The 25209-nt window shown below is 62.5% G+C and carries 26 protein-coding genes and 1 tRNA gene; 21 read left to right on the top strand and 6 right to left on the bottom strand.

From position 1 onward, the window contains the following. Window positions 1-27: 27 nt before the first annotated feature. From ACFOJ9_RS13245 to rpsI, 5 genes are all read left to right on the top strand, one after another. Window positions 28-477, top strand: a complete 450-nt coding sequence (locus tag ACFOJ9_RS13245; RefSeq protein ID WP_378979281.1) for a PaaI family thioesterase — start codon at window positions 28-30, stop codon at window positions 475-477. A 47-nt stretch (window positions 478-524) separates the two neighbouring features. Further along, entirely contained in the window at window positions 525-713 is a 189-nt protein-coding gene (locus tag ACFOJ9_RS13240; RefSeq protein WP_378979280.1) for a type II toxin-antitoxin system HicA family toxin, read from the top strand. Between the two features lie 25 nt (window positions 714-738). After that, window positions 739-1137: a type II toxin-antitoxin system HicB family antitoxin gene (locus tag ACFOJ9_RS13235; RefSeq protein WP_224686660.1), complete on the top strand. Its 399-nt coding sequence runs from the start codon at window positions 739-741 to the stop codon at window positions 1135-1137. Window positions 1138-1397: 260 nt separating this feature from the next. After that, window positions 1398-1862: a 50S ribosomal protein L13 gene (gene rplM, locus ACFOJ9_RS13230; protein WP_378979279.1), complete on the top strand. Its 465-nt coding sequence runs from the start codon at window positions 1398-1400 to the stop codon at window positions 1860-1862. 1 nt (window position 1863) lies between these two features. Continuing rightward, a complete protein-coding gene (gene rpsI / locus ACFOJ9_RS13225) occupies window positions 1864-2346 on the top strand; it encodes a 30S ribosomal protein S9 (RefSeq protein WP_142868034.1) in 483 nt (160 codons plus the stop codon). Between the two features lie 242 nt (window positions 2347-2588). Here the strand turns inward: rpsI and ACFOJ9_RS13220 are convergent, their stop codons facing one another. Continuing rightward, window positions 2589-3488 carry a LysR substrate-binding domain-containing protein gene (locus ACFOJ9_RS13220; RefSeq protein WP_378979278.1) on the bottom strand — a complete coding sequence of 300 codons (900 nt, stop codon included), beginning with the start codon at window positions 3486-3488 and terminating at the stop codon, window positions 2589-2591. A 91-nt stretch (window positions 3489-3579) separates the two neighbouring features. Between ACFOJ9_RS13220 and ACFOJ9_RS13215 the strand changes: the two genes are divergently transcribed. Continuing rightward, on the top strand, window positions 3580-4452 hold the full coding sequence (locus ACFOJ9_RS13215) for an aldo/keto reductase family oxidoreductase (RefSeq protein ID WP_378979277.1): 873 nt from the start codon (window positions 3580-3582) through the stop codon (window positions 4450-4452). Window positions 4453-4668: 216 nt separating this feature from the next. Here ACFOJ9_RS13215 and ACFOJ9_RS13210 read toward each other — a convergent pair whose 3' ends face one another. Then, a complete protein-coding gene (locus tag ACFOJ9_RS13210) occupies window positions 4669-5727 on the bottom strand; it encodes a glycerophosphodiester phosphodiesterase family protein (RefSeq protein WP_378979276.1) in 1059 nt (352 codons plus the stop codon). Between the two features lie 83 nt (window positions 5728-5810). Next, entirely contained in the window at window positions 5811-7019 is a 1209-nt protein-coding gene (locus ACFOJ9_RS13205) for an acyltransferase family protein (RefSeq protein ID WP_378979275.1), read from the bottom strand. 124 nt (window positions 7020-7143) lie between these two features. Here ACFOJ9_RS13205 and speB point away from each other — a divergent pair, with 124 nt between their 5' ends. The 4 genes from speB to ACFOJ9_RS13185 all read left to right on the top strand — a co-directional run bounded on the left by speB (window position 7144) and on the right by ACFOJ9_RS13185 (window position 10345). Further along, window positions 7144-8151, top strand: a complete 1008-nt coding sequence (gene speB, locus ACFOJ9_RS13200; RefSeq protein ID WP_378979274.1) for an agmatinase — start codon at window positions 7144-7146, stop codon at window positions 8149-8151. Between the two features lie 30 nt (window positions 8152-8181). Continuing rightward, window positions 8182-9108 (top strand): N-acetyl-gamma-glutamyl-phosphate reductase, encoded by a 927-nt coding sequence (argC, locus tag ACFOJ9_RS13195; RefSeq protein ID WP_136618096.1) that lies wholly within the window; start codon window positions 8182-8184, stop codon window positions 9106-9108. Next, window positions 9108-9947: an aminoglycoside phosphotransferase family protein gene (locus tag ACFOJ9_RS13190; protein ID WP_378979273.1), complete on the top strand. Its 840-nt coding sequence runs from the start codon at window positions 9108-9110 to the stop codon at window positions 9945-9947. The genes argC and ACFOJ9_RS13190 overlap by 1 nt, the downstream gene beginning before the upstream one ends. Before the next feature lie 80 nt (window positions 9948-10027). After that, complete coding sequence (locus ACFOJ9_RS13185; protein ID WP_378979272.1) at window positions 10028-10345, top strand: hypothetical protein; 318 nt, start codon at window positions 10028-10030, stop codon at window positions 10343-10345. A 19-nt stretch (window positions 10346-10364) separates the two neighbouring features. Here the strand turns inward: ACFOJ9_RS13185 and ACFOJ9_RS13180 are convergent, their stop codons facing one another. After that, the gene (locus tag ACFOJ9_RS13180) at window positions 10365-11456 is read right to left on the bottom strand and encodes a COX15/CtaA family protein (protein ID WP_378979271.1); all 1092 of its coding nucleotides are present in this window, start codon (window positions 11454-11456) and stop codon (window positions 10365-10367) included. A 197-nt stretch (window positions 11457-11653) separates the two neighbouring features. Between ACFOJ9_RS13180 and ACFOJ9_RS13175 the strand changes: the two genes are divergently transcribed. Continuing rightward, a complete protein-coding gene (locus ACFOJ9_RS13175) occupies window positions 11654-11869 on the top strand; it encodes a DUF2842 domain-containing protein (RefSeq protein WP_378979270.1) in 216 nt (71 codons plus the stop codon). A gap of 16 nt (window positions 11870-11885) precedes the next feature. Here ACFOJ9_RS13175 and ACFOJ9_RS13170 read toward each other — a convergent pair whose 3' ends face one another. Next, a complete protein-coding gene (locus ACFOJ9_RS13170) occupies window positions 11886-12944 on the bottom strand; it encodes a polysaccharide deacetylase family protein (RefSeq protein WP_378979269.1) in 1059 nt (352 codons plus the stop codon). A 91-nt stretch (window positions 12945-13035) separates the two neighbouring features. On the opposite strand from ACFOJ9_RS13170, the gene ACFOJ9_RS13165 reads away from it, so the two are divergent. After that, window positions 13036-14259, top strand: a complete 1224-nt coding sequence (locus ACFOJ9_RS13165) for a GNAT family N-acetyltransferase (protein ID WP_378979268.1) — start codon at window positions 13036-13038, stop codon at window positions 14257-14259. A gap of 4 nt (window positions 14260-14263) precedes the next feature. Further along, window positions 14264-15100: a GNAT family N-acetyltransferase gene (locus ACFOJ9_RS13160; protein WP_378979267.1), complete on the top strand. Its 837-nt coding sequence runs from the start codon at window positions 14264-14266 to the stop codon at window positions 15098-15100. A gap of 48 nt (window positions 15101-15148) precedes the next feature. On the opposite strand, the gene ACFOJ9_RS13155 is transcribed toward ACFOJ9_RS13160, so the two are convergent. Next, window positions 15149-17425 (bottom strand): GumC family protein, encoded by a 2277-nt coding sequence (locus ACFOJ9_RS13155; RefSeq protein ID WP_378979266.1) that lies wholly within the window; start codon window positions 17423-17425, stop codon window positions 15149-15151. A 257-nt stretch (window positions 17426-17682) separates the two neighbouring features. Here ACFOJ9_RS13155 and ACFOJ9_RS13150 point away from each other — a divergent pair, with 257 nt between their 5' ends. The 8 genes from ACFOJ9_RS13150 (at window position 17683) to ACFOJ9_RS13115 (ending at window position 24963) form a co-directional block, all read left to right on the top strand. After that, entirely contained in the window at window positions 17683-18246 is a 564-nt protein-coding gene (locus ACFOJ9_RS13150; RefSeq protein WP_109669803.1) for a polysaccharide biosynthesis/export family protein, read from the top strand. A gap of 10 nt (window positions 18247-18256) precedes the next feature. Beyond that, window positions 18257-19387, top strand: coding sequence for a glycosyltransferase family 4 protein (locus ACFOJ9_RS13145; RefSeq protein ID WP_378979265.1), 1131 nt, complete (start codon window positions 18257-18259; stop codon window positions 19385-19387). A 94-nt stretch (window positions 19388-19481) separates the two neighbouring features. Further along, window positions 19482-21017: an undecaprenyl-phosphate glucose phosphotransferase gene (locus tag ACFOJ9_RS13140; RefSeq protein ID WP_378979264.1), complete on the top strand. Its 1536-nt coding sequence runs from the start codon at window positions 19482-19484 to the stop codon at window positions 21015-21017. Next, window positions 21014-22282 carry an O-antigen ligase family protein gene (locus tag ACFOJ9_RS13135; RefSeq protein ID WP_378979263.1) on the top strand — a complete coding sequence of 423 codons (1269 nt, stop codon included), beginning with the start codon at window positions 21014-21016 and terminating at the stop codon, window positions 22280-22282. The genes ACFOJ9_RS13140 and ACFOJ9_RS13135 overlap by 4 nt, the downstream gene beginning before the upstream one ends. Window positions 22283-22338: 56 nt before the next feature. After that, window positions 22339-22415: transfer RNA gene (locus ACFOJ9_RS13130), tRNA-Pro, on the top strand. Between the two features lie 450 nt (window positions 22416-22865). Beyond that, on the top strand, window positions 22866-23633 hold the full coding sequence (locus ACFOJ9_RS13125; RefSeq protein ID WP_378979262.1) for a hypothetical protein: 768 nt from the start codon (window positions 22866-22868) through the stop codon (window positions 23631-23633). A 33-nt stretch (window positions 23634-23666) separates the two neighbouring features. Further along, a complete protein-coding gene (locus ACFOJ9_RS13120) occupies window positions 23667-24467 on the top strand; it encodes a DUF2460 domain-containing protein (protein WP_378979261.1) in 801 nt (266 codons plus the stop codon). After that, window positions 24451-24963: a LamG domain-containing protein gene (locus tag ACFOJ9_RS13115; protein ID WP_378979260.1), complete on the top strand. Its 513-nt coding sequence runs from the start codon at window positions 24451-24453 to the stop codon at window positions 24961-24963. Before ACFOJ9_RS13120 ends, ACFOJ9_RS13115 begins: the two co-directional genes overlap by 17 nt. Window positions 24964-25209 lie beyond the last annotated feature (246 nt).

The following is a 25209-nucleotide window of genomic DNA, read 5'->3' as shown; positions in this document are numbered from 1 at the left end:
CAGGTACGCACAAAACGAGAGACCGACATGCCCGCCCAGACCAATTTGAAGCCGGTGCTGACCGCGCAACAAGTGAATGCACTGATGGAAACCGTCTATCCGCAGCTCAATAAGCAGTTCAAATATTTCGAGGCGATCGAGGTGTTCCCTGGTGGCTGCACCGTGCGGCTCAATGCCGGTGAACGGCACCTGCGCCCCGGTGGAACCGTATCCGGCCCGTCGCTGTTCACGCTGGCCGACATCGGCGGTTATGTCTGCGTGCTGTCACATGCCGGGCCGGATGCGCTGTCGGTCACCACCAATCTCAACATCAATTTCGTCCGCAAGGCCGAGGCCGGGCCGATCGACGGCCACTGCCGCATCCTGAAGCTGGGGAAGAGCCTTATGGTGTTCGACATCGACATCGTCGCCGGCTCGGACGGACACACGGTGGCGCACGCCACCGGCACCTATTCGATCCCGCCAAAGCGGTCTTGATGATTGAACTTTCGTTCGATGTGTATATATATGCGCATAGGTGACTTTTGCTCGAACGTGACAGCCGCAAGATTGTAAAGCGCCTCAAGGAGGATGGGTTCGAGTTGATTTCCGTGCGCGGCTCACACCATAAATTCCGTAAGGGCGAGGTTGTGTTGATTGTTCCGCATCCCGAGAAGGATCTGCCAACCGGCACTGCTCGCGCGATCGCCAAGCAAGCTGGTTGGATCAAATAGGCTGACGCGGGTTTTGGAGGCCGTAGTGAAGAATTATTTCGCCTTAGTCGACAAAGACCCCGACAGCGCGTTCGGTATCCGCTTTCCGGACATTCCAGGATGCTTTTCGGCTGCGGACGCAGCGGAAGACATAGTACCCAACGCTGTTGAGGCCTTGCAATTGTGGGCGGAGGACATGCCCGTTCCCGAACCGTCCAGCCACGAAGCGATCGTCGCCCTCCCCGACATACGCAACGCACTTGCCGAAGGTGGCTATCTGGTCTCCGTGCCGCTCATCGATAATGACAGTGCCGTCGTCAGGGCGAACGTCACTTTCGAGCGTGGTGTTTTGCGGGCGATCGACGCCGCCGCCCGCGAGCGCGGCATTACGCGATCAGCGTTCCTTTCCAGCGCCGCACGCAGGGAAATCGAGGCCAAGCACTGAGGCTGCCCCAGGCAAACGGTCGCGGATTAGTGTGGTAAAATAATACCTTTTACCTAAAGCATTGTTTTCAATTGACTTTACCTGGTATCAGCCTACTCGTGCGTCTTGACGCCAAAACCACCCTCGCCTATAAGCCCCTCACGAAGCAGCGGCCCGCAAAGGCCGCCGTTTTGTTATTGGCGGCGGGCAAGTGCTTTTCGCCAATCCAAGCAACAAGAAACGCCTTCTCCCTATGAAGGTCAGAACCGAGAGCAGAAAACATGACAACCTTTTCGCAGAAGCCTGCGGATGTGGTGAAGAAGTGGATCCTGATCGACGCCGAGGGTCTCGTCGTTGGTCGTCTGGCCACTGTCATCGCCAATCATCTTCGCGGCAAGCACAAGCCGACCTTCACCCCGCATGTCGACGACGGCGACAACGTCATCGTCATCAATGCCGACAAGGTGGTGTTCACCGGCAAGAAGTTCACCGACAAGGTCTATTACTGGCACACCGGCCACCCCGGCGGCATCAAGGAGCGCACCGCGCGCCAGCTGCTCGAGGGTCGTTTCCCCGAGCGTGTCGTCGAGAAGGCCGTTGAGCGCATGGTCCCGCGTGGCCCGCTCGGTCGTCGCCAGATGAAGAACCTGCGCGTCTATGCAGGCACTGAGCATCCGCATGTCGCCCAGCAGCCCGAGATCCTCGACGTGGCCAAGCTGAATTCCAAGAACAAGAAGGTCGCATAAGATGGCTGAGCTTTCCTCGCTCGCAGAATTGGGCACCGCCACCGGCAACACCAACACGCAGCCGGCAGCCCCCGTCCACGTCCAGAAGCTCGACAAGTCGGGCCGCGCCTATGCCACCGGCAAGCGCAAGAACGCCATTGCGCGCGTCTGGGTGAAGCCGGGTTCCGGCAAGATCATCGTCAACGACAAGGAATTCGCGACCTATTTCGCGCGTCCGGTCCTGCAGATGATCCTCAACCAGCCGATCATCGCCTCCAACCGCGCCGGCCAGTACGACATCGTCGCGACCGTTGTCGGTGGCGGTCTTTCCGGCCAGGCGGGCGCCGTGCGTCACGGCATCTCCAAGGCGCTGACCTACTACGAGCCGACGCTGCGCGCCGTGCTCAAGAAGGGTGGCTTCCTGACCCGCGACAGCCGCGTCGTCGAGCGCAAGAAGTACGGCAAGGCGAAGGCCCGTCGTTCGTTCCAGTTTTCCAAGCGCTAAGAAGCGCTTGGGGCCAGTTCTCGAAGCGCTACGCCGAGAACCTACCAAGATCGAAAAGGCCGCCTCCGGGCGGCCTTTTGCTTGGGGCTTGTTGTTTACGGCTCGGCAGTCACCCCACCCGCGCCTGCGGCGCGACCTCCCCATCAAGGGGAGGTAGAAGAAAAGCGCGGCGCCCTACCTCCCCTCGATGGGGAGGTCGGCGCGTAGCGCCGGGTGGGGTGATGGCGCCGGCATAAAACAGGTCAGGCCTTGCCGCCCTTGATATAGTCGATGAACGCCCGCAGCGGGGCCGGCACCAGGCGCCGGCCGGGGTAATAGAGAAACGGCCCGGGAAAACTCGGCCACCACGGTTCGAGAATGGGCTCAAGCGCGCCGCTGTCGAAGTAAGGGCGAAGCCAGCCCTCGAAGAGGCCGATGATGCCGGTGCCGGCAATGGCCGCGTCGACGGCAAGATCGGTCGCCCCGCCGATCCGCACGATCAACGGCCCCGTCGGATCGACCCGCACCACCTCGCCGTCGCGCTCGAATTCCCAAGGCAGCATCGCGCCGCTGGCAAAGCGTCCGCGCACGCAAGAATGGCCAAGCAGGTCGCTCGGGTGTTGCGGCCGTCCATGGCGAGCAAGATAGGCAGGGCTGGCGGCGGTGGCGAAATGCTGCACACGCGGCCCGATCGGCACCGCGATCATGTCCTGTTCCAGCCGCTCGTCATAGCGGATGCCGGCGTCGCACCCGGCCGCCAGCACGTCGACAAAATTCTCATCGGCGATCACCTCCAGCCGGATACCGGGATACGCGGCGAGGAAACCCGGCACGATGTCGGGCAATATCAGCCGTGCGGCGCTGACCGGCACATTGAGACGCAACGAGCCCGCCGGCCTGTCGCGAAAGCCGTTCACCACGTCCAGCGCCGCCTCCACCTCCGACAGCGCCGGGCCGAGCCGCTCCAGCAGGCTGAGGCCCGCCTCGGTCGGGACAACGCTGCGCGTCGTGCGGTTGAACAGCCTGACACCGAGCTGTGTCTCAAGGCGACGCACCGCCTCGCTCAAGCCGGAGGCGCTGCCGCCGCTGGCACGCGCGCCATCGCGAAAACCGCCGGCGCGCGCCACCGCCACGAAAGCGTTCAGGTCACTGAGGTCCATCATTGTTCGCCATTCCGCACAGCCTGTGTGGATTGTACCTGATTATCACGAGGTTGAGCAGCGCCTATCTCTGTCTCCTCAACGGAGATCAATCATGTCCAACATCCAACAATCCGGCACCTTCACCCTTGGCAGCCACACCGTAAAGCGGCTCGGCTACGGTGCCATGCAGCTCGCCGGACCCGGCGTGTTCGGGCCGCCCAAGGACCATGACGCTGCATTGGCCGTGCTGCGCGAGGCGGTTGCGCAAGGGGTCGACCACATCGATACCAGCGACTTCTACGGTCCGCACGTCACCAACCGGCTGATCCGCGAGGCGCTGGCGCCTTACAAGGACGATCTCGTCATCGTCACCAAGATCGGTGCCCGGCGCGGCGCGGATGGATCATGGCTGCCGGCCTTCTCTCCCGGAGCGCTGACCCAGGCGGTGCACGACAATCTGAGCAATCTCGGGCTTGAGGTGCTCGATGTGGTCAATTTGCGCATCATGTTCGATACCCATGGTCCAGCCGAGGGATCGATCGAAGCGCCGCTCGCCGTGCTGGCCGAGCTTCAACAACAGGGTCTGGTCAGGCACATCGGGCTGAGCAACGTGACCTCGGCGCAGATCGCGCAAGGACGCCGCATCGCCGAGATCGTCTGCGTGCAGAACCAGTACAATCTGGCGCATCGCGGCGACGATGCCCTGATCGACGATCTTGCCCGCGACGGCATCGCCTATGTGCCGTTCTTCCCGCTCGGCGGCTTCAATCCACTGCAATCCTCCACCCTGTCGGACGTCGCGGCGCGCCTCGGCGCCACCCCGATGCAGGTCGCGCTCGCCTGGCTGCTGCGCCGCGCGCCCAATATCCTGCTGATCCCCGGCACATCGTCGGTCGGGCATTTGCGGGAGAACCTCGCTGCTGCCGAACTGGAATTGCCACAGGATACGCTCAACGAACTGGACGGCGTGGCGCTGGCGGCTTGAAGCTAACCAATCTCCCCCCTCGTGGGGAGATGGCCGGCAGGCCAGAGGGGGGCGCGAAGGATCGCTAACCTCCTCTCAAGACCACGCCGACAATCGACTTCAGCGCAATCTCTCAACTGACCCAAATTGACCGACAGGCTGGCGGGACAGCGCCCCCCCTCTGCCCTGCCGGGCATCTCCCCCACGAGGGGGGAGATTGGCTACTGCAGCCGCCGCTTAGTTGATACTCGCCGTATTCGCCGGCTCAGCCGGCCGCGCCTCGTCGGAATATGGCACGCGAAAACCATTCGTTGTCAGCCAGTCGATGGCCGCCTTCGGCTCGTCGGTCTGGATGATGGTGGCGCCGCGATCGGCCCAGAAGCCCCAGCTTTCGCGCGGCAGGCTGGCCTGCACCGCCAGTTCGTCGCCACGGCCGCCGGCAAGGAAGCCGCCCGGCTTGCCAGCGATGGCGTAGGTGTTGGCCCAGATGTGCCAGTTGCCCCTCACCGCGGCCGCGCGCATGCGCGTGCTGAACAGCGGTCCGCCGGTCTCGGTCAGCGTCTCGGCGCCTGCCCGCCAGTTGATCAGCTCGATCGCGCGCGGTGAGAAGGCGTGGTCGACCGTCTCGGCGAAACCGGCATCATGCACCGCGTCGTCGGCAATAATCGGCATGAACTGGAAGCCACCGCCGATCGCATCCATGGCGGCCTTGACCGTGGAAATCCGGCGTGAATTCCACAGGTTCTCCTTGACGATGACCTGTTCAGCCATGCCGAGATCGCGAGCGATCGCGATCATGCCTGGGAGATCGCCGACGTCGAGCTTGTTGTCGAGGTTGATGAGGATCCTGTCCCTGGTTGCCAGCAGCATCTCGCGCAGCGTCGAAACCGTCTCATTGGTGATGGCGCCGGTGCCCTCCACCACCAGCCGGCATGTCTTGAGTTCGGCCAGCGTGTACTTGACCACCTCGCCCTTGCAGGTCGTGGTGCGGTCGAGCCAGCTGTCATGCATGACGACGAACTCACCGTCCTTCGAGCGCCGGATGTCGACCTCGACGATTTCGGCGCCCATGGCGATCGAGCCTTCGACGGCGGCAATCGAATTTTCCGCATAAAGCGTCTTGCCGGCCTGCATGCTGCCGGCGCGATGCGCGGCCACCATGACGTGGTCGCGCCATTGATTGGCATGCTCGAAGCGGTCGAGGATCTGTCTGGCGCGGGTTTCTCCGGCCAAGGCCTGGCCGGAGACGGCCACAAGGGTCGCGGAAAGCAGAAGGCTCAGCCAGATGGTCCGCATCGAGAATCGCTCCTTGCCGGATCGAAACCCGGATAGGCGATGCCCGTGACATCTAGGTGAACGAAGCCGGCTAGCGGAAAGCGTCAGATGCGTTTCGAGAGCCGGCGGAACCACGCCATTGCCGGCATTTCGACGAAACGCCAGGTGATCCACGAGGCGGCAATGGTGGCGGCGAGCATGACGACGATCGCCACCGCTCCCATCCAGCCGGCGCCGAAGCCGGTGGCAGGCTGGCCGCGCAGCATGAAGTCGCCGATCAGGCCGAGGCCAAGCTTGCGCTCGACGATGCCGGCAACGTTGATCAGGCGCGCCTGGACGAAAATGTGGACCATGTAGATCGAGTAGGACAGCGCGCCGAGGGTCAGCATGAATGGCGCCCTCAGCAAGGCGCTGATCCAGCCGCCCTCATGGGCGAACAGAAACAGCGCCAGCGCGAACACCAGGGGTGCCGCGATGCCGAAATCATTGTCGCCCGCCAGCGAGACGAAAAGCACGATGACCGCCACCATGACGATCTCGGCAAGGGTCCAGTCCATCCGCGGGCCGCCCCTGGCGAGGGCCCGTCGTGCCCCTGCAATGGAATCATGCTGAAACCACGTAAGCAGGGCGCCGAGCGAGAAGCCGTACAGGCAGCGGATGAAGCCGAAATCGAAGGACACATCCATATGATGGGTCGAGAAGCCGAGCAGGAACAGCGGCGCGGTGACGGCGGCGGCAACGAACCATATCCAGGCGCGCGCGCCGGCGACCAAGACCACGCCGGCAAACAGCAGATAGGCGAAGAACTCGGCCGAAATGCTCCAGCTTGGCGCATTCCAGGTCAATTGATCCTCGAAGCCGACACCCTGGAGCAGAAGAAGATTGGCAAGCAGGCTGTTGAGGTCGAAACCGCCGGTGAAGGGAGCAGCCCCGGTTCCATGCAGTTGCGGCAGCATCAGCCGCAGCAATTCGAAGCCGGCAAAGGCGGCGAGCATGAGCAGATGCAGCGGGTAGATGCGGCCGAAACGGACCAGGGCGAAACGGGCGACCTCTTCCGGCTGATTCAGCCGATTGCCGTAGCTGCTGGCGATGACGAAGCCGGAAAGAACGAAGAAGAAATCGACGAAGAGGTAGGACGAACCGATGAAGGCGCTTTGCGAAATCGCCGAACCATTCGGGAAGTGAAACAGCGCCACCAGAAGCGCGCAGATGCCGCGCCACGAATCGAGGACCAGGAAGCGTTCGCCGGCGATCGTACCGCTGTGGGTCGACACCGCGGCGCGGGGAGGATTAAGAAACGCGGTCTGCGTCATGATGATACAAATCCTGTCTTGCCGTGGCACTCGGGCGGCGCCGTTTCGTCTCCCCAAGCTGTGACTGGCATCTTCCGTGCCGGTTCTGTAGTGGTTGCACCCCGATGAAAAACGAGGATCCGTAATGGCGAACAACAACATCGACCACGCCTTCACCGCCCGTTCCAAAACGGGCGCCGCGTTCGAGCCGACCTATGCCGGCGCGCTGTCGTTCATGCGGCGCAAATACACCAAGGACGTGAAGGGCGCGGACGCTGTGGTGTGGGGCGTTCCCTTCGATGCCGCCGTCACCAACCGGCCTGGCGCCCGTTTCGGGCCGCAGGCGATCCGTCGCGCCTCGGCGATCCTCGACAACGACCCTCAGTATCCGTTTTCACGCGATCTGTTCGAGCATCTCGCGGTCGTCGACTATGGCGACTGCCTGCTCGATTCGGGCAACCACCAGAAAACGCCCGGCACGATCGAGCGCGAAGCGGCGAAGATCCTGAAATCCGGCGCCTTCCTGCTGACGCTCGGCGGCGACCATTTCGTCACCTGGCCGCTGCTCAAGGCACATGCCGCCATCCACGGTCCGCTCGCACTGGTGCAGTTCGATGCGCATCAGGATACTTGGCCGGACGACGGCAAGCGCATCGACCACGGATCCTTCGTCGGCCGCGCCGTCAAGGAAGGCATCATCGATCCCGACCGCTCGATCCAGATCGGCATCCGCACGCATGCGCCCGACACGTTCGGCATCAAGATCCTCTACGGCCATGAAATCGAGGAGATGCGGGCGTCCGATATCGCTTACGCCATCGTCGACCGCACCGGCGGCAAGAAGACCTATCTCACCTTTGACATCGACTGCCTCGACCCGGCCTATGCGCCGGGAACCGGCACGCCGGTTGCAGGCGGACCGTCCTCGGCGAAGATCCTGTCGACGCTGCGTCAGCTCAACCAGATCGATATTGTCGGCGCCGATGTCGTAGAGGTTGCGCCGGCCTATGATCACGCCGATATAACGGCGATCGCCGGCTCGATGGTGGCCATGCAATATCTCGGCCTGCTGGCGGAGCGAAAGGCCCGGCTTGAAGAGCTGAACAACGGCAACCACAATGGCGCCGCGGTGAATCACGGTCAGGGCATATAGTCTTGAAATATCAGGGAATTTGATCAATCCATGAAACCGAAAATCTTCATCGACGGCGAACACGGCACCACCGGCCTGCAGATCCGCGCACTGCTCGCCGAGCGCGGTGACCTGGAGATCATCTCGGTTCCTGCCGAGCGCCGCAAGGAAACGGCTGCGCGCGCCGAGTTCCTCAATGCCGCTGATGTCGCGATCCTGTGCCTGCCCGACGATGCGGCGAAGGAAAGCGTCTCGCTGATCGCCAACGACACCACCAAGGTCATCGATGCGTCGACCGCGCATCGCGTGGCGGAAGGCTGGGCATATGGCTTCGCCGAGATGGACAAGACGCAGGCGAAGACAATTGCCTCGGCAAAACGCGTTGCCAACCCCGGCTGCTGGCCGCAGGGACCGATCGCCACGCTGCGGCCGCTGGTCACCGCCGGCCTGCTGCCGGCCGATTTCCCGATCACCGTCAACGGCATTTCGGGCTATTCGGGCGGTGGACGGCCGATGATCGAGGACTATGTCGCCAAGGGCGAGGACGCCTCGGAATTCCTGCCCTACGGCCTCACCCTGCAGCACAAGCACGTGCCGGAACTGAGGGCCTATGCCAGGCTGTCGCACGATCCGATCATGCAGCCGGCGGTCGGTAATTTCGCGCAAGGCATGATCACCGTGGTGCCGCTGCAGCTTGGCGGCCTCGACCATGTGCCGACGGGTGCGGAACTGCATGCGGCGATTGCCGACCATTTCGCCGCCATCAAGGGCGGCGTGGTCGAGGTGGCGCCCTATGCGCATTCGGAGCGCATGCCGGAGATCGATCCGGAGATCTACAACGGCACCAACCGGATGAAGGTTTATGTCTTTGCCAACGACAAACGGGCGCAGGCCCTGCTGCTGGCGGTCTATGACAATCTCGGCAAAGGTGCCTCGGGTGCCGCTGTCCAGAACATGGACCTGATGCTCGGCCTCTGATGGACATGCTAGCCTTTCCGGCGCGCTGGAAAGTCAGCGCGCCCGAACTCATTGCCGAGACCTTTTCGAGCCGCATCTGGAAGGTTTTGCGCGAAGACGGCTCGCCGGCGATCGTCAAGGCACTCAAGCCTTTCGATGATGTCGCCGACGAGTTGCGCGGAGAGCATTACCTCGCCTGGCGGCGCGGCGAAGGCGCGGTGCGCCTGCTCGGCCGCGACGGCCACAGCATGCTGCTCGAATATGCCGGTGAAGCCCTGCTGGAGCAGATTCTCGACGAACAGGGCGACCACGCCGCCACTGAAATCGCGGCCGAGGTGATGGCGAAACTGTTTTCACCTGGGAAAGACCCCTTCCCGGCCGAACTTCAGCCGCAGAGGGAACGGTTTTCAAGCCTGTTCAAGAAGGCCGCAACAGACCGCGACGCGGGTCATGACAGCCTTTATGTCGAGGCCGCCGTCATCGCGGATCGACTGCTGGCCAATCCGCACGATATCAGGCCTCTGCATGGTGACCTGCATCACGAAAACATCCTGCATGGACCGCGCGGCTGGCTGGCCATCGATCCGAAGGGCGTTCTCGGCGACCCCGGCTTCGACGCCGCGAACATGTTCTACAACCCGCTCGACCGGGATGAGCTTTGCCTCGATCCGGAGCGAACAGCGCATATGGCCGAGATCTTTGCCAGAACACTGGGCCAGACACCGCCAACCATCCTTGATCATGCCATCGCCTATGGGTGCCTGTCGGCGTCCTGGCATCATGAGGATGACAATGCGGTCGAGGAGAATCGCGAATTGTCGATCGCCGAGGCGATCCGGGCGGTGCGGGCAAGCTTCTGATCGCACAGGCAACGGTGCGGTAACCGCCTGTTCACCACGATGGGCTACTGATTGGTCTCGGCTCCACTTCGGGATTAGTCATGGTCAGCGCGATTTCGGGTTCGTCACAGGCGACCCAGTATTCCTCGTCCAGTTCGTCGAGCAATGCAGCGCAGGAGGCCGCGCTCGAAAAGCAGATCCAGGATCTGGAAGACCAGGCCAAGGCGATCAAGGATCAGGTCCAGGCCACCCAGGTGCAGCAGGATATCGCTGTGGCCCAGGCCAAGCTTGATGCGCTCAAGGCCGCCGACAAGGCAGCCAAGGCTGATCAGGGCCAATCCACGCCATCCGCCGCGGCGTTGCGTCAGGCGGAATTCGACGGCGAGAAGACGACGCCGTCCAACGAATTCTGGATGTGACTGGCCGGTCGGCTCGGGATCACCCCCTGAGCGCGATTTCGTGAGGCAAGGGATAGGCGCCCTTGGTGCCGCGCCAATGCGCTGATGCAAAGCCCAACACGATGAGCGCAAATCCCTGGTGGGTCAGCGCCATATGTAGCGGCACATGCATCAGCAGCGTGCCGATGCCGATCGAGGCCTGCACCAGCACAGCCAAAAACAGCAGCGTCGCGCGACGCGCATGCGTTGAGCCTGGCAGCCGCCGGCGCGTGGCGATCATGTGCCACAAGGCCACGATGAACACCGTGTAGGCGCCGAGCCGATGGATGAACTGCACCGTCTTCGGGCTCTCGAAGAAGTTGCGCCATGCCGGCTCGAGGATCAGCAGATCGCCCGGAATGATCTTGCCATCCATCAGCGGCCAGGTGTTGTAGCTGAGGCCGGCATCAAGCCCGGCGACCAGGCCGCCGAGATAGATCTGGATCAGCGCCAGCAGCACTAGAAAACCGGCCAGCCTCTGCGTCGACCGATCGGCGGCAGGCTCGGAATGTGGCGCCAGCCCACGCGCGACCACCATGGTCGCGGTGAAGATCAGCGCGGCAAGCGTCAGATGCGTCGCCAGCCGGTATTGGCTGACGGAGACGCGGTCGACCAGCCCTGAGGCCACCATCCACCAGCCGATGGCGCCCTGCAGGCCGCCGAGCAGGAGAATGCCTACAAGTTTCGGGCCCAGGCCGCGCTCGATGCGGCGCGTCGCCCAGAAAAACAGCAGCGGCAAGGCAAAGACCAGGCCGACGCTGCGCGCCAGGATGCGGTGCGCCCATTCCCACCAGAAGATCGACTTGAACGCCTCGATGCTCATGTCCTTGTTGAGCTCGGCATATTGCGGGATCTGCTGGTAGAGCTGGAATTCCTCTTGCCACTCGGCGTCGTTGAGCGGCGGGATCACGCCGTGGATCGGCTTCCACTCAGTGATCGACAGGCCGGAATCGGTGAGCCTGGTGGCGCCGCCGACCAGAACCAGTGCAAACAGCACCAGAAGCACCACATAGAGCCAGCCGCGCAGCAGCGCCCGGTTGTGCAGGTCGCGGTCGCGGGCGACGTATGGCGCGGCAGCTGATATGGCAGCCATGATCTTGTCCCGGCAGGTTGGTTTGGCGGATTGGTGGACCATCGCACCCGTGCTGGCAAGGCCATGCGGCGCGGCACGCCGTCGCGCCGCGTCTCGCCGGTTGCACAGCTTCGCGCCAAGGCCTATGCGAAGCCAACACCCTGAGCCTGCCGGGCCGCTCGTCCGATTTACCGGCATCCTCGACCAGGAGACCAACCATGCCCGTGCGCCTGAAAAAGCTGATCGGAATGTTTCTGCTGGTGGCGCTGGTCATCATTTATGCTCTGGTCGCATCGATCTTCGCGGTCGCCCAACTCTCGGAGTCGGGTCCATGGGTGCATTTCCTGTTCTTCCTGCTGAGCGGCCTGCTCTGGGTGCTGCCGGCGATGGGTATCATCAAATGGCTGATGCTGGAGCCGCGGGCCAAACGCTAAGCGGAATCCGCCACCGTCAGATGGTAACGACCATCTTGCCGGCATTGGCGAGCGGCGTCGTCACGCCCGACAGCATGGTGCGGATGTGGGCGAGGCTCTGGTAGCGGCCGTTGACTGAAATGCGCGGCAAGGCGTGCAGGAACCCGGCATGTTCGGCGCGCAGCACACCATGGCGCGTCGTCACGGCGGAGGTATAGCCGGCCTCGCGGGCTAAGCCGACCTCGCGGCAGCCGACAGCGCTGGCATAGCCATAGGGGTAGGCGAAATGGCTGGGCTTTTCGCCCAATTCGGCCTGCAACATGCCGCGCACGGCGCCGATCTCGTGCCGGGCATCGGCTTCGGAAAGCCGCTTCAGATTGCTGTGGTTGATCGTATGGGCGCCGATTGTCACCAGCGGATGCGCGGCGATGCGGCGGATTTCGTCCCAGTTCATCAGTGTCCGCAGGCGCGGGCCATCGGCGTCGACGCCATTCGAGCGAGCCAGATCGCGCAACACCGCCTGCAGGTCCTCCTCGCGGACTTCGGAGGTGAGATAGGCGTGCAGGCGTGCATTGGCCTGCAGTTTCTTCGGAGGTGTCGAGCAATCGATCGTCAGGGGACCATTCGGTCGCGTCAGAGTAAGGCTGTCGCGCGCCTTGACGACATCCTCGACCACGTCCCACCACAGATCGGCGGTGCCGTTGATCAGCCCGGGCGCGACATAGATGGTGATTGGCGCGCCGTGCTTCTCCAGCACCGGCAACGCCTCGGTCATGTTGTCGCGATAGGCGTCGTCGGCGGTGATGGTGGCAAACTCGCCGCCCTTGCCGCCTGCCTTGATGCGCTCAACGGCTTCGTCCATGGAAACAAAGGCATAACCATGCGCCTTCATGTCGGCGATCATGGCATCGAGGAACCCGGGCGCAATGTTGAGATGCCGGTTGACGCTGTCGGGCCGTTCCGGAGTCGCGGTGACGCGGTGCAGCATCAATATGGCGCCAATGCCGCCGATGAACGGTTTGGCCAGCGGTGCGAGACCGGTATAGCGGGCGACGTTCAGCGCCAGTTTCCGGATTGCCTCCCCGCCGTCGATCATTCATTCACCTTTTGCGCCTAGGCTGATCCAAGCACGGAATGCGCCTACGCGAACCCCCAAATCGCGATCAATACGCCCTAAGGATTGAGGTATGGTTGACGCTACAGCGTCATTTGACGGCAATCGGCTTGCGGCGACCGAGGCGTCGTCGCGCGCCTTGCCACGGGAGCATACCGGCCTGTCGATTTCAGTGGTGTCCGCGGATGGACTGGCGGCCTATGCCGAGTTCTGCCGCTCGGCCCTGTTTGCACCACCGCAGAGTGCTGCCTGGATCCTGAACTGGGCGGCTCAGGTTGAACCGGATCTGCTCGTCGCGACGCTGACTGTCGAAGGCAAGCCGGTTTTTTCGCTGGCCCTGGAGGTCAGCGCCAGCGGTCCGTTCCGGGTCGCCCGCTTCATGGGTGGCCGCCACGCCAATGGCAACTTCGTCGCTGCGGATCCGCACTGGCTGGCCAGGGCGGATGTCGCGGCCGTCCGATCGATGCTGACGGCCATCGCCAAGGCACGTCGCGACATCGATCTCATCGCTCTTGAACGGTTGCTGCCCGATCTCGATGGCGTCGCCAATCCCCTCGCCTCGCTTGACCATTTTGCCAGCCCCAATCTGTCGCTGGCCGTCGACCTTGCCGGCGGCTTCGATGCGCTGCTTTCTCGCGCCAGCGGCAAACGCAAGCGCAAGAAGCATCGTTCGCAGATCCGGAAGTTCGAGGCCGTCGGCAGCCATCGGCGCATCGAGGCACGCACGGCCGACGAGGTGACCAGGCTGCTCGACGCCTTTTTCGAGATGAAGGAACTCCGCTTCCGCAAGATGGGTATCGCCAACGTCTTCGGCGACGGGCAGGTGCGCGGCTTCTTCCGCGCGCTGTTTTCGCAAGCGCTTGCCGAGGACAAACCGCCCTTCGTGCTGCACGGGCTCGAGGTTGCCGGCAAGCTGCGTGCCATCACCGGGTCGAGCCGCTCGGGCAAGCGCCTGATCTGCGAATTCGGAGCCATTGCGGAGGATGATCTCGGCCACACCAGCCCCGGCGATTTCCTGTTCTTCGACAACATCCAGGAAGCCTGCGAGACCGGCTTCGAGGTCTATGATTTCTCCGTCGGCGACGAGCCCTACAAACGGCTGTGGTGCGATATCGAAACCCAGCATTTCGAGGTGCTGATACCACTGACCCTGAAGGGTCGCGCACTAGGGCTGACGCTTAGGCAAGGCGCGCGGCTGAAAGCCTTCATCAAGAACAGCCCGACGATCTGGAAGCTGACCAAGATGCTGCGTCGCAAGGCAGCCGGACAGGCAGCGCCCGCCGAAGACGATAGTTAAGGCCATGATGCCTTCCATCCGCACACTGTCGCTACAGGAGCTGGCGGTTCTCGTCGACTGGGCGGCCGCGGAAGGCTGGAACCCCGGTCTTGAAGACGCGGCGATGTTCCAGGCTGCGGACCCTGAAGGCTTCATCGGCGCCTTTGTCGGCAACGAAATGGTCGCCGCGATCTCGGCAGTGGCCTATGGAAGCGAGTTCGGTTTCATTGGCCTCTACATCTGCCGGCCGGACAGACGCGGCAAGGGCTACGGCAAGGCGGTGTGGAACGCTGGAATGACGAGACTTACCGGCCGCACCATCGGCCTCGATGGCGTCGCCGAGCAGCAGGCGAATTACCGGCGCAAGGGCTTCAGCCCTGCCTACGAGACCATCCGCTATAGTGGGCGCAAGGCAGGACCGGCGGTCAGGGCCGACGGACTGAGGACGGTGACGACTGAGCTCGTGCCCGACATCATCGCCTATGACACGCTTTGCTTTCCCGCGCCGCGGCGGGCCTTCCTGCAACGATGGCTGCAGGCACCGCATCACGGGCTGGCGGCGATCAGTTCGCACGGCACCACCGGCTACGCCGTGGCGCGGCCGTGCCGCTCCGGCTTCAAGATCGGCCCGCTGTTTGCCGACGACATGGCAATCGCCCTGCAATTGCTGGATGGGCTGGCTGGTGCCTGCGAGGGCGGCGACCTGCACATCGACGTTCCAGCCACCAAACTGGACTTCATTGCAGCGCTCGATGCGGCCGGCTTTGCGCCGACCTTCACCACCACCCGCATGTACAAGGGCCTGGCTCCGAAGCTTGGGCTGCGGCGGCTGTTCGGCGTAACGACCCTGGAACTGGGATAGCGACCAGGCAGACCTCTGACCGCTTCGGCCAAGCGATCTGCGGCTCTCTCAGGCGGCGGCAGTGCGCCGTCCCGGCACCGGATTGCCGGGCGGTTCGTGGCCGAGCGGCGTCACCAGCGTCAGGTCGGGATAGCCGTTCTCGATCAGCTTGACCGCGGCCTGTGTCACTTCGTCGTCCGGCTCCAGCATGGAAAGGAACACCTCGGTGGCATCGCCGGCCAGACGGCTGATGCCTTGCGCGTCGGCCGGCCCGCACTCGACGACGACCAGGTCATAGGCTGTTGTCAGCGACTGCATGATGATCGGCAGCCGGTCGGCTGCGCGCATGGCGCGGACCGGATCGGCGGTGCCGACAGGAATGACGTGACAGTCCGAGTAGAGATCGGCGTGGATGACATCGCTGAACTGCGCTTCCGAAGCGAGCAGGTTGGTGATGCCGGGGAAAAGCCCGCTGTCCAGCATCGGCCGTGAGGCGGCCCCCGAAGCGGTGAGGTCCAGCAACAGCACGCGCAAGCCTGCGTCCGCGACCTCGCGGGCCACCAGGATCGCCGATGCGGCTGCCTCGTCGCCCTCCGGCGACACGAATATGGCGCGCGCGGCACCACTGGCAATCAGCTTTTCGGCAGCCTTCTCGATGTCGATCTCGCCCAGCGTCGAACGCACCGGTTCGGGCTCGACAGCCGTCTGCTCGGTTTTCGCCGCATCGGGCATCGCGACCCTGTCGGGCGCCTCGGCCAGATAGGGCATCACTGCAGCATAGGACCCTGCATCTGCTTCAGCTGAATGTTCCGGCACCTCTTGGCGAACGATGGGCTCCCTGAGGATGGGGGGCTCCGGGCGGACTACAGGCATAGGGACCATATCAGGCGCTTGCGCGACATGGGGCATCGCGACCTCATCGATCCGTTCGAAACGGGAACCGCTCGCCGGGCGCATCGCGCGGCCGGAAAACAGCTCCCGCAGCAGAGTCACGATGGCCATGATCAGCAACGATGCGGCGAAAGCCGCTCCCACGATCGGCCCGACCTTCGGGAAATAGGCCTCGGAAGGCACCGACGCTTTCGAGGCGATTCGGGCGTCGACCGGCAGATAGTTGCGATCCTGGCGCGAAGCCGCTTCGCGGTAGTTGGTCAGGTACAGTTCGAGTTGCTGCCGTTTGGCGGTCGCGTCGCGCTGCAGCGCGTCGAGATCGACCTGCTGTTCACCGGCCTGCGCCGACGCCGCCTTCAACGTGTTGACGTCGGCGACAAGCTGGTTCTCACGGGCTTTTGCCGTCTCGGCCTGCATCAACAGGCCCTTCATGATCTTCTGGGCCTCGCTGCGGATTTGCGCGTCGAGATCGGTCAGTTGCGATTTCAGCGCGCGAATACGCGGATGATTGCCTAGCAGTGTCGTCGACAGATCGGCGATGTTGGAGCGCAATTCGACCTGTCGCTCGCGCAAGCGCTGGATCAGGTCCGATGACAGAACCTCCGGCACGGCGTCCAGCGAACCGCCATTCTGCAACGCCCTGCGCACACCGTCAGCTGTCGCTTCGGCCGCGGCGCGGTTAGCGCGCACTTTCGACAGTTCGCTCGACAGCTCCGAAAGCTGCTGGGTGGCCAGCACCGAATTGTTGCCGCCCATCAGAAGATCGGACTGTGAGCGATAGGCGGCGACCTTCGCCTCGGCATCCTTGACCTGCTTCGACAGGTCGGCGATCTCCGGCGCCAGAAAGTCGGCGGCGGCGTTGTTCGATTCGAGCTTGGCCGCCCCTTGCCCGGCTATATAGGCGGCGGCAATGGCGTCAGGTATGGCGGCCGCGAGCTTGGGATCTTCCGATGAGAACTCGATGGCAATAATGCGGGTCTTCTCGACGCCATAGACGTTGAGCTTCTCGTGCATTTTCTTGAGGACGCGCTCTTCCGTCGGAATTTCCATCGGGTCGCTTTTCAAGCCGACCAGAACCAGAGCGCGGCTCACCGCCGACATGTCGAGCGCTTCATTGAACTCGGGCAGCTTCTCCAGACCAAGCTTTTGCGCGACCTGCTTGAGGATTTCGTTGGAGGAAATTATCTGGACCTGGGTGGCGACGCCTTGTTCGTCGAGAATTGGCTTGTCGGTGTCGTTGTTGTTGCTGGCCGGCCGCGTATAGACGGATTCACGCGGAGCGATCTCCACCTGCGTCTCGGCCTTGTAGTGCCGGGTTGCCAATGAGGCGAAGGCGAACGCCAGCCCTGTCACCAACAAGACGACGACGAATATGCGCAGCCAATTCCTCGCCAGGCTGGCGAAGAGCTGCCTGAGATCGACGTCGACATCTGCGGCCGCGGACTGAACGGACATGCATCCCTACTCCGATACTGGGTCAGCACGCACCGTAAACAACTATGGTAACTCAGCCGTTAAGATCGCGGTAAGTTTCCGTTAGGGTTTACTGGCAAGCGACAAACAAAACCGCCAAAAATCGTAAAACTCTTGCCGATGCGCCGCGTGTCGACCGCTCCCTTTACCGGCCATTAACCCTAACAGGATGATAACGGACCTCGATCTTAGAGTTTGCTGCGACGCTGCAGCGACCAGTCGAAGGTACCTGTCCGGCCATGAAAAGCACTGCTTCCCTGTTTCGCGCTCTGCTTGCCGTATCGATGCTTGCTGGCTGCTCCAGTTACCGGCCAACGCCGGCGGCCTTCCATGAGGTGCTCGATCAGCCCTATCGCCTTGGCGCCGGCGACCGCGTCCGCGTCACCGTGTTCGAGCAGGACGGGCTGACCAACACCTATAGCGTCGACCAATCCGGCTACCTCTCCTTCCCGCTTGTCGGCGCCATACCGGCGCGCGGCCACACCGCGCAGCAGATGGAAAAGGCAATCGCCGACAAATTGCGGCAAGGCTACCTGCGCGATCCCGACGTTTCGGTCGAGATCGACCGCTACCGGCCGATCTTCGTCATGGGCGAAGTCGGAGCCGCGGGCCAATACTCTTACGTCCCCGGCCTCACGGTGCAGAAGGCAATCGCCATTGCCGGCGGGTTCTCGCCGCGCGCCAATCAGGAAAGCGTCGACATCACCCGCGACATCAACGGCAAGGTGATGACCGGCCGCGTGGTCACCTCCGACCCGCTGCTGCCGGGCGATACCGTCTACGTCCGCGAACGTCTGTTCTGACAGATACCAAGTGGCGGACACACTCAGGATCGTCCATTGCTTTCGTTCACCCGTCGGAGGAATCTTCCGGCATGTGCGCGACCTGACCGAGGCGCAGGTCGCCGCCGGGCATTCCGTCGGCATCGTTTGCGATTCGACGACGGGCGGCGCATTCGAGGAACATCTGTTCGAGCAGATGAAGGACATGCTGGCGCTTGGCATCCATCGCACGCCGATGCAGCGCCATGTCGGCCCGGGCGATCTTGCCTCGGCCTGGCGCACCTACAGGATCATCAAGGAATTGCGGCCGGACGTGTTGCACGGGCACGGCGCCAAGGGTGGCGCCTATGCCCGTCTGTTCGGCTCATTGTTGCGGGTATCAAGGTCTCGCGTAGCCCGCCTTTATTCGCCGCATGGTGGCTCTCTCCACTATGACGAGAACACGACCACCGGAAGGCTGTTCTTCGCGCTCGAGCGCTTCATGGCCCGCTTCACCGATTGCCTGCTGTTTGTCTCCGACTATGAACGGCAAACATATCGCAGGAAGGTCGGCGAGCCGCCCATTCCCAACAGCCTGGTCTATAACGGCCTGCGCGCCATTGAATTCGAGCCGGTGATCACCGACCCCGATGCTGCCGATCTGCTTTATATCGGCATGATGCGCGATTTGAAGGGACCGGACATCTTTATCGATGCACTGGCCCTCGCCGGCCCCCAGTTCGACCGCGCGCTGACCGCTGTCATGGTCGGCGACGGCGACGACCTGCCGCGTTACCACGCTCAAGTGAAACGCCTCGGGATTGAGCGCCATGTCCGCTTCCTGCCGCCGATGCCGGCCAGAGAAGCCTTTGCGCTGGCGGCGCTCGTCATCGTTCCCTCGCGCGCCGAGGCCATGCCCTATATCGTCCTGGAAACGCTTGCCGCGGGAAAGCCGATGATCGCAACCGCGGTCGGCGGCATTCCAGAGATCTTCGGCACCGGTTCCCCTGCCCTGATCCGGCCCGACCCGGTCGAGCTTGCCGACAAGATGAGCCAGGCGCTGGCCGACCCCGCCGCCTATCGCAAGCTGATGCCCGATGGCGCCGACCTCAAGGCGCGCTTCGGCGCCGATGTGATGGCCGCCGACATCGAGAAGGTCTACTTCGCCGCGCTGGGCAAATAGACGCAAGGCCAAGCCGTTTCAAAGCCACGGGTTGTTTCAAGGGTTTCTTAGCTCTCTTTTGCTATTCACCGTAGGGAAGCTTGCGGAAAGCCCCATGAACGAGATCGACCCCGCGCGCCGCTTTTCAGTAGAGGCGGTGCGTAAATTCGACGGCCCGGCCGATGGCGACACGCCAAGCGGCATGAACGATGTCGCCCGCCAGGTCGCCTCGCAGTACAGGCGCGATACCATGTCGCCGATCATGGTCAGCGGCGTCCTGCGCATGGTCGAATTCGGCTTGCTGTTCCTGTCCGGGCTCGCCGTCTATTTCCACTATGTCGGGTTCTTCAATTATCTCGCCTGGCAGTATCCGGTGACGATCGCCGCCGCATCGTTCCTTGCCGTGGTGCTGCTCGACGTTACCGACTGCTATCAGATCGTCGCCCTGATGCGGCCGATCGCCAATTTCGGCCGCGTCCTGCTGGTCTGGGCCGGCACTTTCGCCCTCATGGCGCTGACAGCGTTCGTCATGAAGATGTCGGAAGACTATTCACGCCTTTTGCTCGGCAGCTGGTTCGTCATCGGCTTCGTTCTCATCTTCGGCCTCAGGCTGGTGATGTCGAAGCTGATCCGGGCCTGGGCGCGCGATGGCCGCATGGAGCGGCGCGCCGTCATCGTCGGCGGCGGCAAGGCGGCGGAAATCCTGATCCGTTCGGTCGAAAAGCAGCCTTACAACGACATCCGCATCTGCGGCATCTTCGACGATCGCGGCGACAAGCGCTCGCCGCCGATCGTCGCCGGCTACCCCAAGCTCGGCACCATTTCGGAACTGATCGAGTTCGCCCGCATCGCCCGCATCGACATGCTGATCGTATCGCTGCCGCTGACCGCCGAATCGCGCGTGCTGCAGTTGCTGAAGAAATTGTGGGTGCTGCCGGTCGACATCCGGCTGTCGGCGCATTCCAACGCGCTGCAGTTTCGCCCGCGCGCCTATTCCTACATCGGCGCGGTGCCGATGCTCGACATCTTCGACAAGCCGATCAACGATTGGGATTCGGTCGCCAAGCGCGCTTTCGATATCATCTTCAGTCTCATCGGCATCGTCGTGTTCTCGCCGGTGATGCTGGCGACCGCCATCGCCATCAAGCTCGACAGCAACGGTCCGGTGCTGTTTCACCAGAAGCGGCACGGTTTTAACAACGAGATCATCGAGGTCTACAAGTTCCGTTCGATGTATACGGACAAGGCCGACCCGACCGCCAAGCAGACGGTGACCAAGAACGATCCGCGCGTCACCCGCGTCGGCCGCTTCATCCGCAAGACCTCGATCGACGAACTGCCGCAGTTCTTCAACTCGCTGTTGGGTTCGCTGTCGCTGGTCGGCCCGCGCCCGCATGCCATCGCCGCGCAGTCGCACAACCTGCTCTACAACGAAGTGGTCGACGGCTATTTCGCGCGCCACAAGGTCAAGCCCGGCGTCACCGGCTGGGCACAGATCAATGGCTGGCGCGGCGAGATGGACACCAACGAGAAGATCCGCATGCGGACGGAGTATGATCTCTACTACATCGAGAACTGGTCGCTGCTGTTCGACTTGCGGATCCTGTTCCTGACGCCGCTCCGGCTGCTCAACACGGAAAACGCCTATTGAGCGCGATCGCCCATGACGTGCCGCAGGCTGCGGTCAACGCCAAGCTGATCGCGCTGATTTCCTCGGGCGCGGTTTTCCTCGGCATTCTGCTGTCGGGCTTCGTCATCAGCGAGCCGGCGCCCTACGAGCTATACATGGCCGGGCTGATCGCCATCTGGGCGCTTTTCGGCTTGAGGATTTCCCGCGCGGCAACGCCGCTGCTGGTGCTGCTGGTGACGATGAACATTGGCGGCATGATCTCCATGACGCAGATGGCGGACCTCGCCAACACGCCGCTCTATCTCGCCGTGTCGCTGTTTCTCGCCTTCAGCGCGGTGTTCTTCGCATCGATCACCGCCGTACAGCCGAACCTCTACCGACTGATCTTCATTGGCTACGTGGTTTCTGCCGTGGCAACCGCGCTGCTTGGCATTGCAGGCTATTTCCACGCCTTTCCGGGCGCGGAGATGTTCACCAAGTATGACCGCGCCGCCGGCGCCTTCCAGGACCCGAACGTGTTCGGGCCTTTCCTGGTGCTGCCCGGCATCTATCTGCTCTATCTGCTCCTGACCGGACCGGTCACGCGCATGCCGCTGCTGGCGGTGCCGCTGCTGATCATCACCGCCGGCATCTTCTTTTCGTTCTCGCGCGGCGCCTGGGGCATGTTCGCCGTCTCGGCTGTCCTGCTCACCGGTTGCCTGTTCCTGCAAAGCGCCAGCGGCATGTTCCGGCTGCGCGTGGTGGTGATTGCGATTGCCGCGCTGGCGCTGCTGGTCGTCGCCATGATCGTCATCCTGCAACTGCCCGGCGTGTCGGAGATGTTTTCCAACCGCGCCCATCTCGAGCAGAGCTACGACACCGCTCGCCTCGGCCGCTTCGCCCGCTACGGGATCGGCTTCCAGATGGCGATGGAGCATCCGTTCGGCATCGGCCCGCTGGTCTTCGGCACGATCTTCGGGGAAGACACCCACGACATCTGGCTGAAGATGCTGATGGACTATGGCTGGCTCGGCTTCGTGTCGTTTCTCGCGCTCGTCTTATGGACGATGGCAGCCGGATTCCGCATCCTGCTGCGCGACCGGCCGTGGCAGCCGTATCTGTTGTGCGCCTATGTCGCCTTCATCGGCAATATCGGGCTCGGCACGTTCATCGACATCGACCACTGGCGCCATGTCTACCTGCTGCTCGGGCTGATCTGGGGCGCCATCGCGCTGGAATACCGCCATCAGCGGCTGTTGCGGCCTGCCTTGCAGCGCTCATCCGCACCCGCAATGGCAGCGGGATAAAAGTCGCGGAATTCGGTTGACCCGAGCGGGGTTATCACGATACATCGCGACCGGTCCGGAGTGTAGCGCAGCCCGGTAGCGCACTTGACTGGGGGTCAAGGGGTCGTCGGTTCGAATCCGGCCACTCCGACCATTAAATCCTTGAAATCCCTAGTTCTTATCAAAGGCGCCATCTGGCGCCTTTTCTCTATTTCGGAACGAAAGGCGTTCAAATCGCCCGTTTAGGAACCCGGAGTCCCGAAAAAGTCCCGAACTAACCGCGCGAATGTTCTCCATCCGTGCCGAGTGGTAATTCTGGAATTCGCCTACCAAATCCCCTCAAAGGAACCCGAAATGCGTATCCTTTCTATCGTGCCCGCCAGTGATCCTGGCGATGGGCGCTTTCCGTGCGTCGCCAAATTTGACGCAGAGATAACAGCAGACATCCGGATGTACGGGCTGCGGCTCCTAAGATCCCCTACTGGCAAACACCTCTCATACTCGCCGTCATCTGGCGGGAAGAGGTGCGCGACGTTCTCACCGAACCTCGCAGAAGCAATTACGGCTGCAGCGATTGCGGCCTTCCACGGAGGCCGTGCAGCCAATGACGCATCCTAATTCGCATAAAATGACGCCCTTTGAACTGCCGGCCAGCTTTGGTGATGAAGCCCAGCCTACTGCGGATTTCATTGAAGTTGATCCGCGAGAGCACGCCTTGGACTGTCTGACCGACTATGCCGACCTACTATACGGCGACATCGTTCTGGTGCCGGTTGCGAACGGCGAGCCGGATTGGAAGAATACCACTCGCGACACCATCGAAAAGTTTGCGGGCGATTGGACCGAATTGAAGCCAGAAGATGTTCCGCGGCTCGGCGTTCTGACAGACAGTTTTGCCCGCTTCCTAGGCCATGGCGATGATGTGTCAGTAGTCACGTTGTGGCGGGGTGGCACGCCGGATGTTCGTCAGATCGGCGGCGACGATTGCCTCACTGCCCTGTGCCTGATCACGGAAGCGCTTATCGATGACGAACCGCTGAAGGTTCTTGGAGCGATGAAGCCCAAGGCGTCGCCGAAGGCGAACCTAACTAAGGCCGACAACGACAACCAAGAAGTTTTCTTGATCAATCCGGCAGACTGGCACGGCAAGCCTGTGCCCCGGCGCGAGTGGTTTATCGAGGATATGATTCCGATGCGCCAGGTCACCATTTTTCAACGTCAGAGCATGTCCCGCAGATACCATTGCTTGTGGAATTCGGCATGGTCTTCCATCTGCTTGCTGGCTACACCCAACCAGCCACCAGTCCAGGTTCCAAATGCCCGCTCGCCGTCGATGCGCTTAAGGTTCTCTGGCAGCGTCCGAATAACATAGACCGGGTTTTGCCAGTCGCGCTCCCGCGCTTTCATGGCGCATCTCTTAGGGCGGCGCGGTTCATCCCGCCTTTTTCCGCTCCGCGATCCGCTCGACAACACGCTGACCGACGAGAACATCGGAACGGGCGATGGCGAAACAACGGAATTCCAGATCACCAAGACCTATGCCGATGCCGATCGCCCATACAGGCGACCGCTGGCAATCGTGTCCAATCTCGTCGTCAAAGTCGGCGGGGTTACACAGGTCGAAACCGTGGATTTCAACCACGAGGACGGCTGGATCGCTTTCCGGGATGATCAACCTCCTGCGGCAGGGCTGGCGATCACGGTCAGTTGCGATTTTCTGATCCCGGTCAGGTACGAAGCGGATTCAAATTCGATCACGCTGCCGATCGGGCCTGACACCGCAAACCCATTTGCTTCGGCTGGACCATTTGTTTTGGTGGAACGGCACGTCCCCAAGCCAGAGCTTCTTGGGCCTCCCAGCGTCCTGGCCATTTCCGGCACGCCTGTTCTGGAGGCGGTAGAGGATTTTGCCTACGATGGTTTCACGGTCTCGGCGGTCGGTGGCGTGCTTCCGTATACGTTCACCGTTCACAGCGGCTCGCTGCCGGCAGGGATAACGCTCAATTCTTCAACAGGCGTTGTTTCCGGAACACCGACGACGGTTGGAACATCGTCAGGGATCGTCATTCGGGTGACCGACGATGTTGGCTCAACCGACGATCTTGATGCCTTCAGCATCGAGGTAGTGGCCGCAGATCCGTACATCACAAGATACGGCGCAAAAGAAGTTCGGGACGGCCTCGCTGCTGTTGGATGGAACTGGTGATCGCCTGAAATTGGCCGACAGTCTCGATTGGCAGTTGGGCTCCACAAATAGCTCGCCCTGGACGATCGAGGTTTGGGTGAGATGGAACGTTCTCGACGCCAACAATCGCGGGATCATCGGTCAGAACGCCTCCGCCGGATGGTTCTTCACAGGATCGTCCACGATCGGTGAGCTGTCCTTCGGCTCCGGGAACTTTACAACCATCGCCACAAGCGGCGCCGGCATGACAACGGGAGTCTGGTACCACGTTGCGGTCGATCATGATTCCAGCGGCAAGATTCGCCTCTACGTCGATGGCGTTATGCGCGGTAGCGCGACGCCGGCAAACTCGGCCCTTAGCAACTATGCCGCAGACCTGGCGATCGGCGCGCAGGGTCACGCCGGTCAAGTCGACATGAACGGCCATCTGGACGAACTGCGCATCACCAAGGGCGTGGCGCGCTGTGGCTCGGACAGCGGCTTCACGGCACCGACAGCGGCTTACCCGCGTTCCTAGCCGGCTATTGCCATTCCAAGGCCGACGCCAAGGCCAATAGCAAGGCCCATGAGCAGCTTGCCGCGAGGATCCTATGGCGATGGCGCGGACAGGGCTCCACACGTCGAAGCGGTCAAAGGTCCTACATAAAACCATAGGAAAAAGCCCGCCACCTGCGGCAGTTCGTTAAGCGTTAGCTAATATAGATGAGCCCGCGTCATCCAATCGAGGGATGGCGCGACTTAACCCCTGGCTCCACCTAATGGC

Source organism: Mesorhizobium cantuariense, assembly GCF_042647205.1.
Classification (GTDB): Bacteria; Pseudomonadota; Alphaproteobacteria; order Rhizobiales; family Rhizobiaceae; genus Mesorhizobium; species Mesorhizobium cantuariense.
The sequence above is the reverse complement of the archived record's forward strand: the minus strand, read 5'-3'. Positions and strand labels throughout refer to the sequence as shown.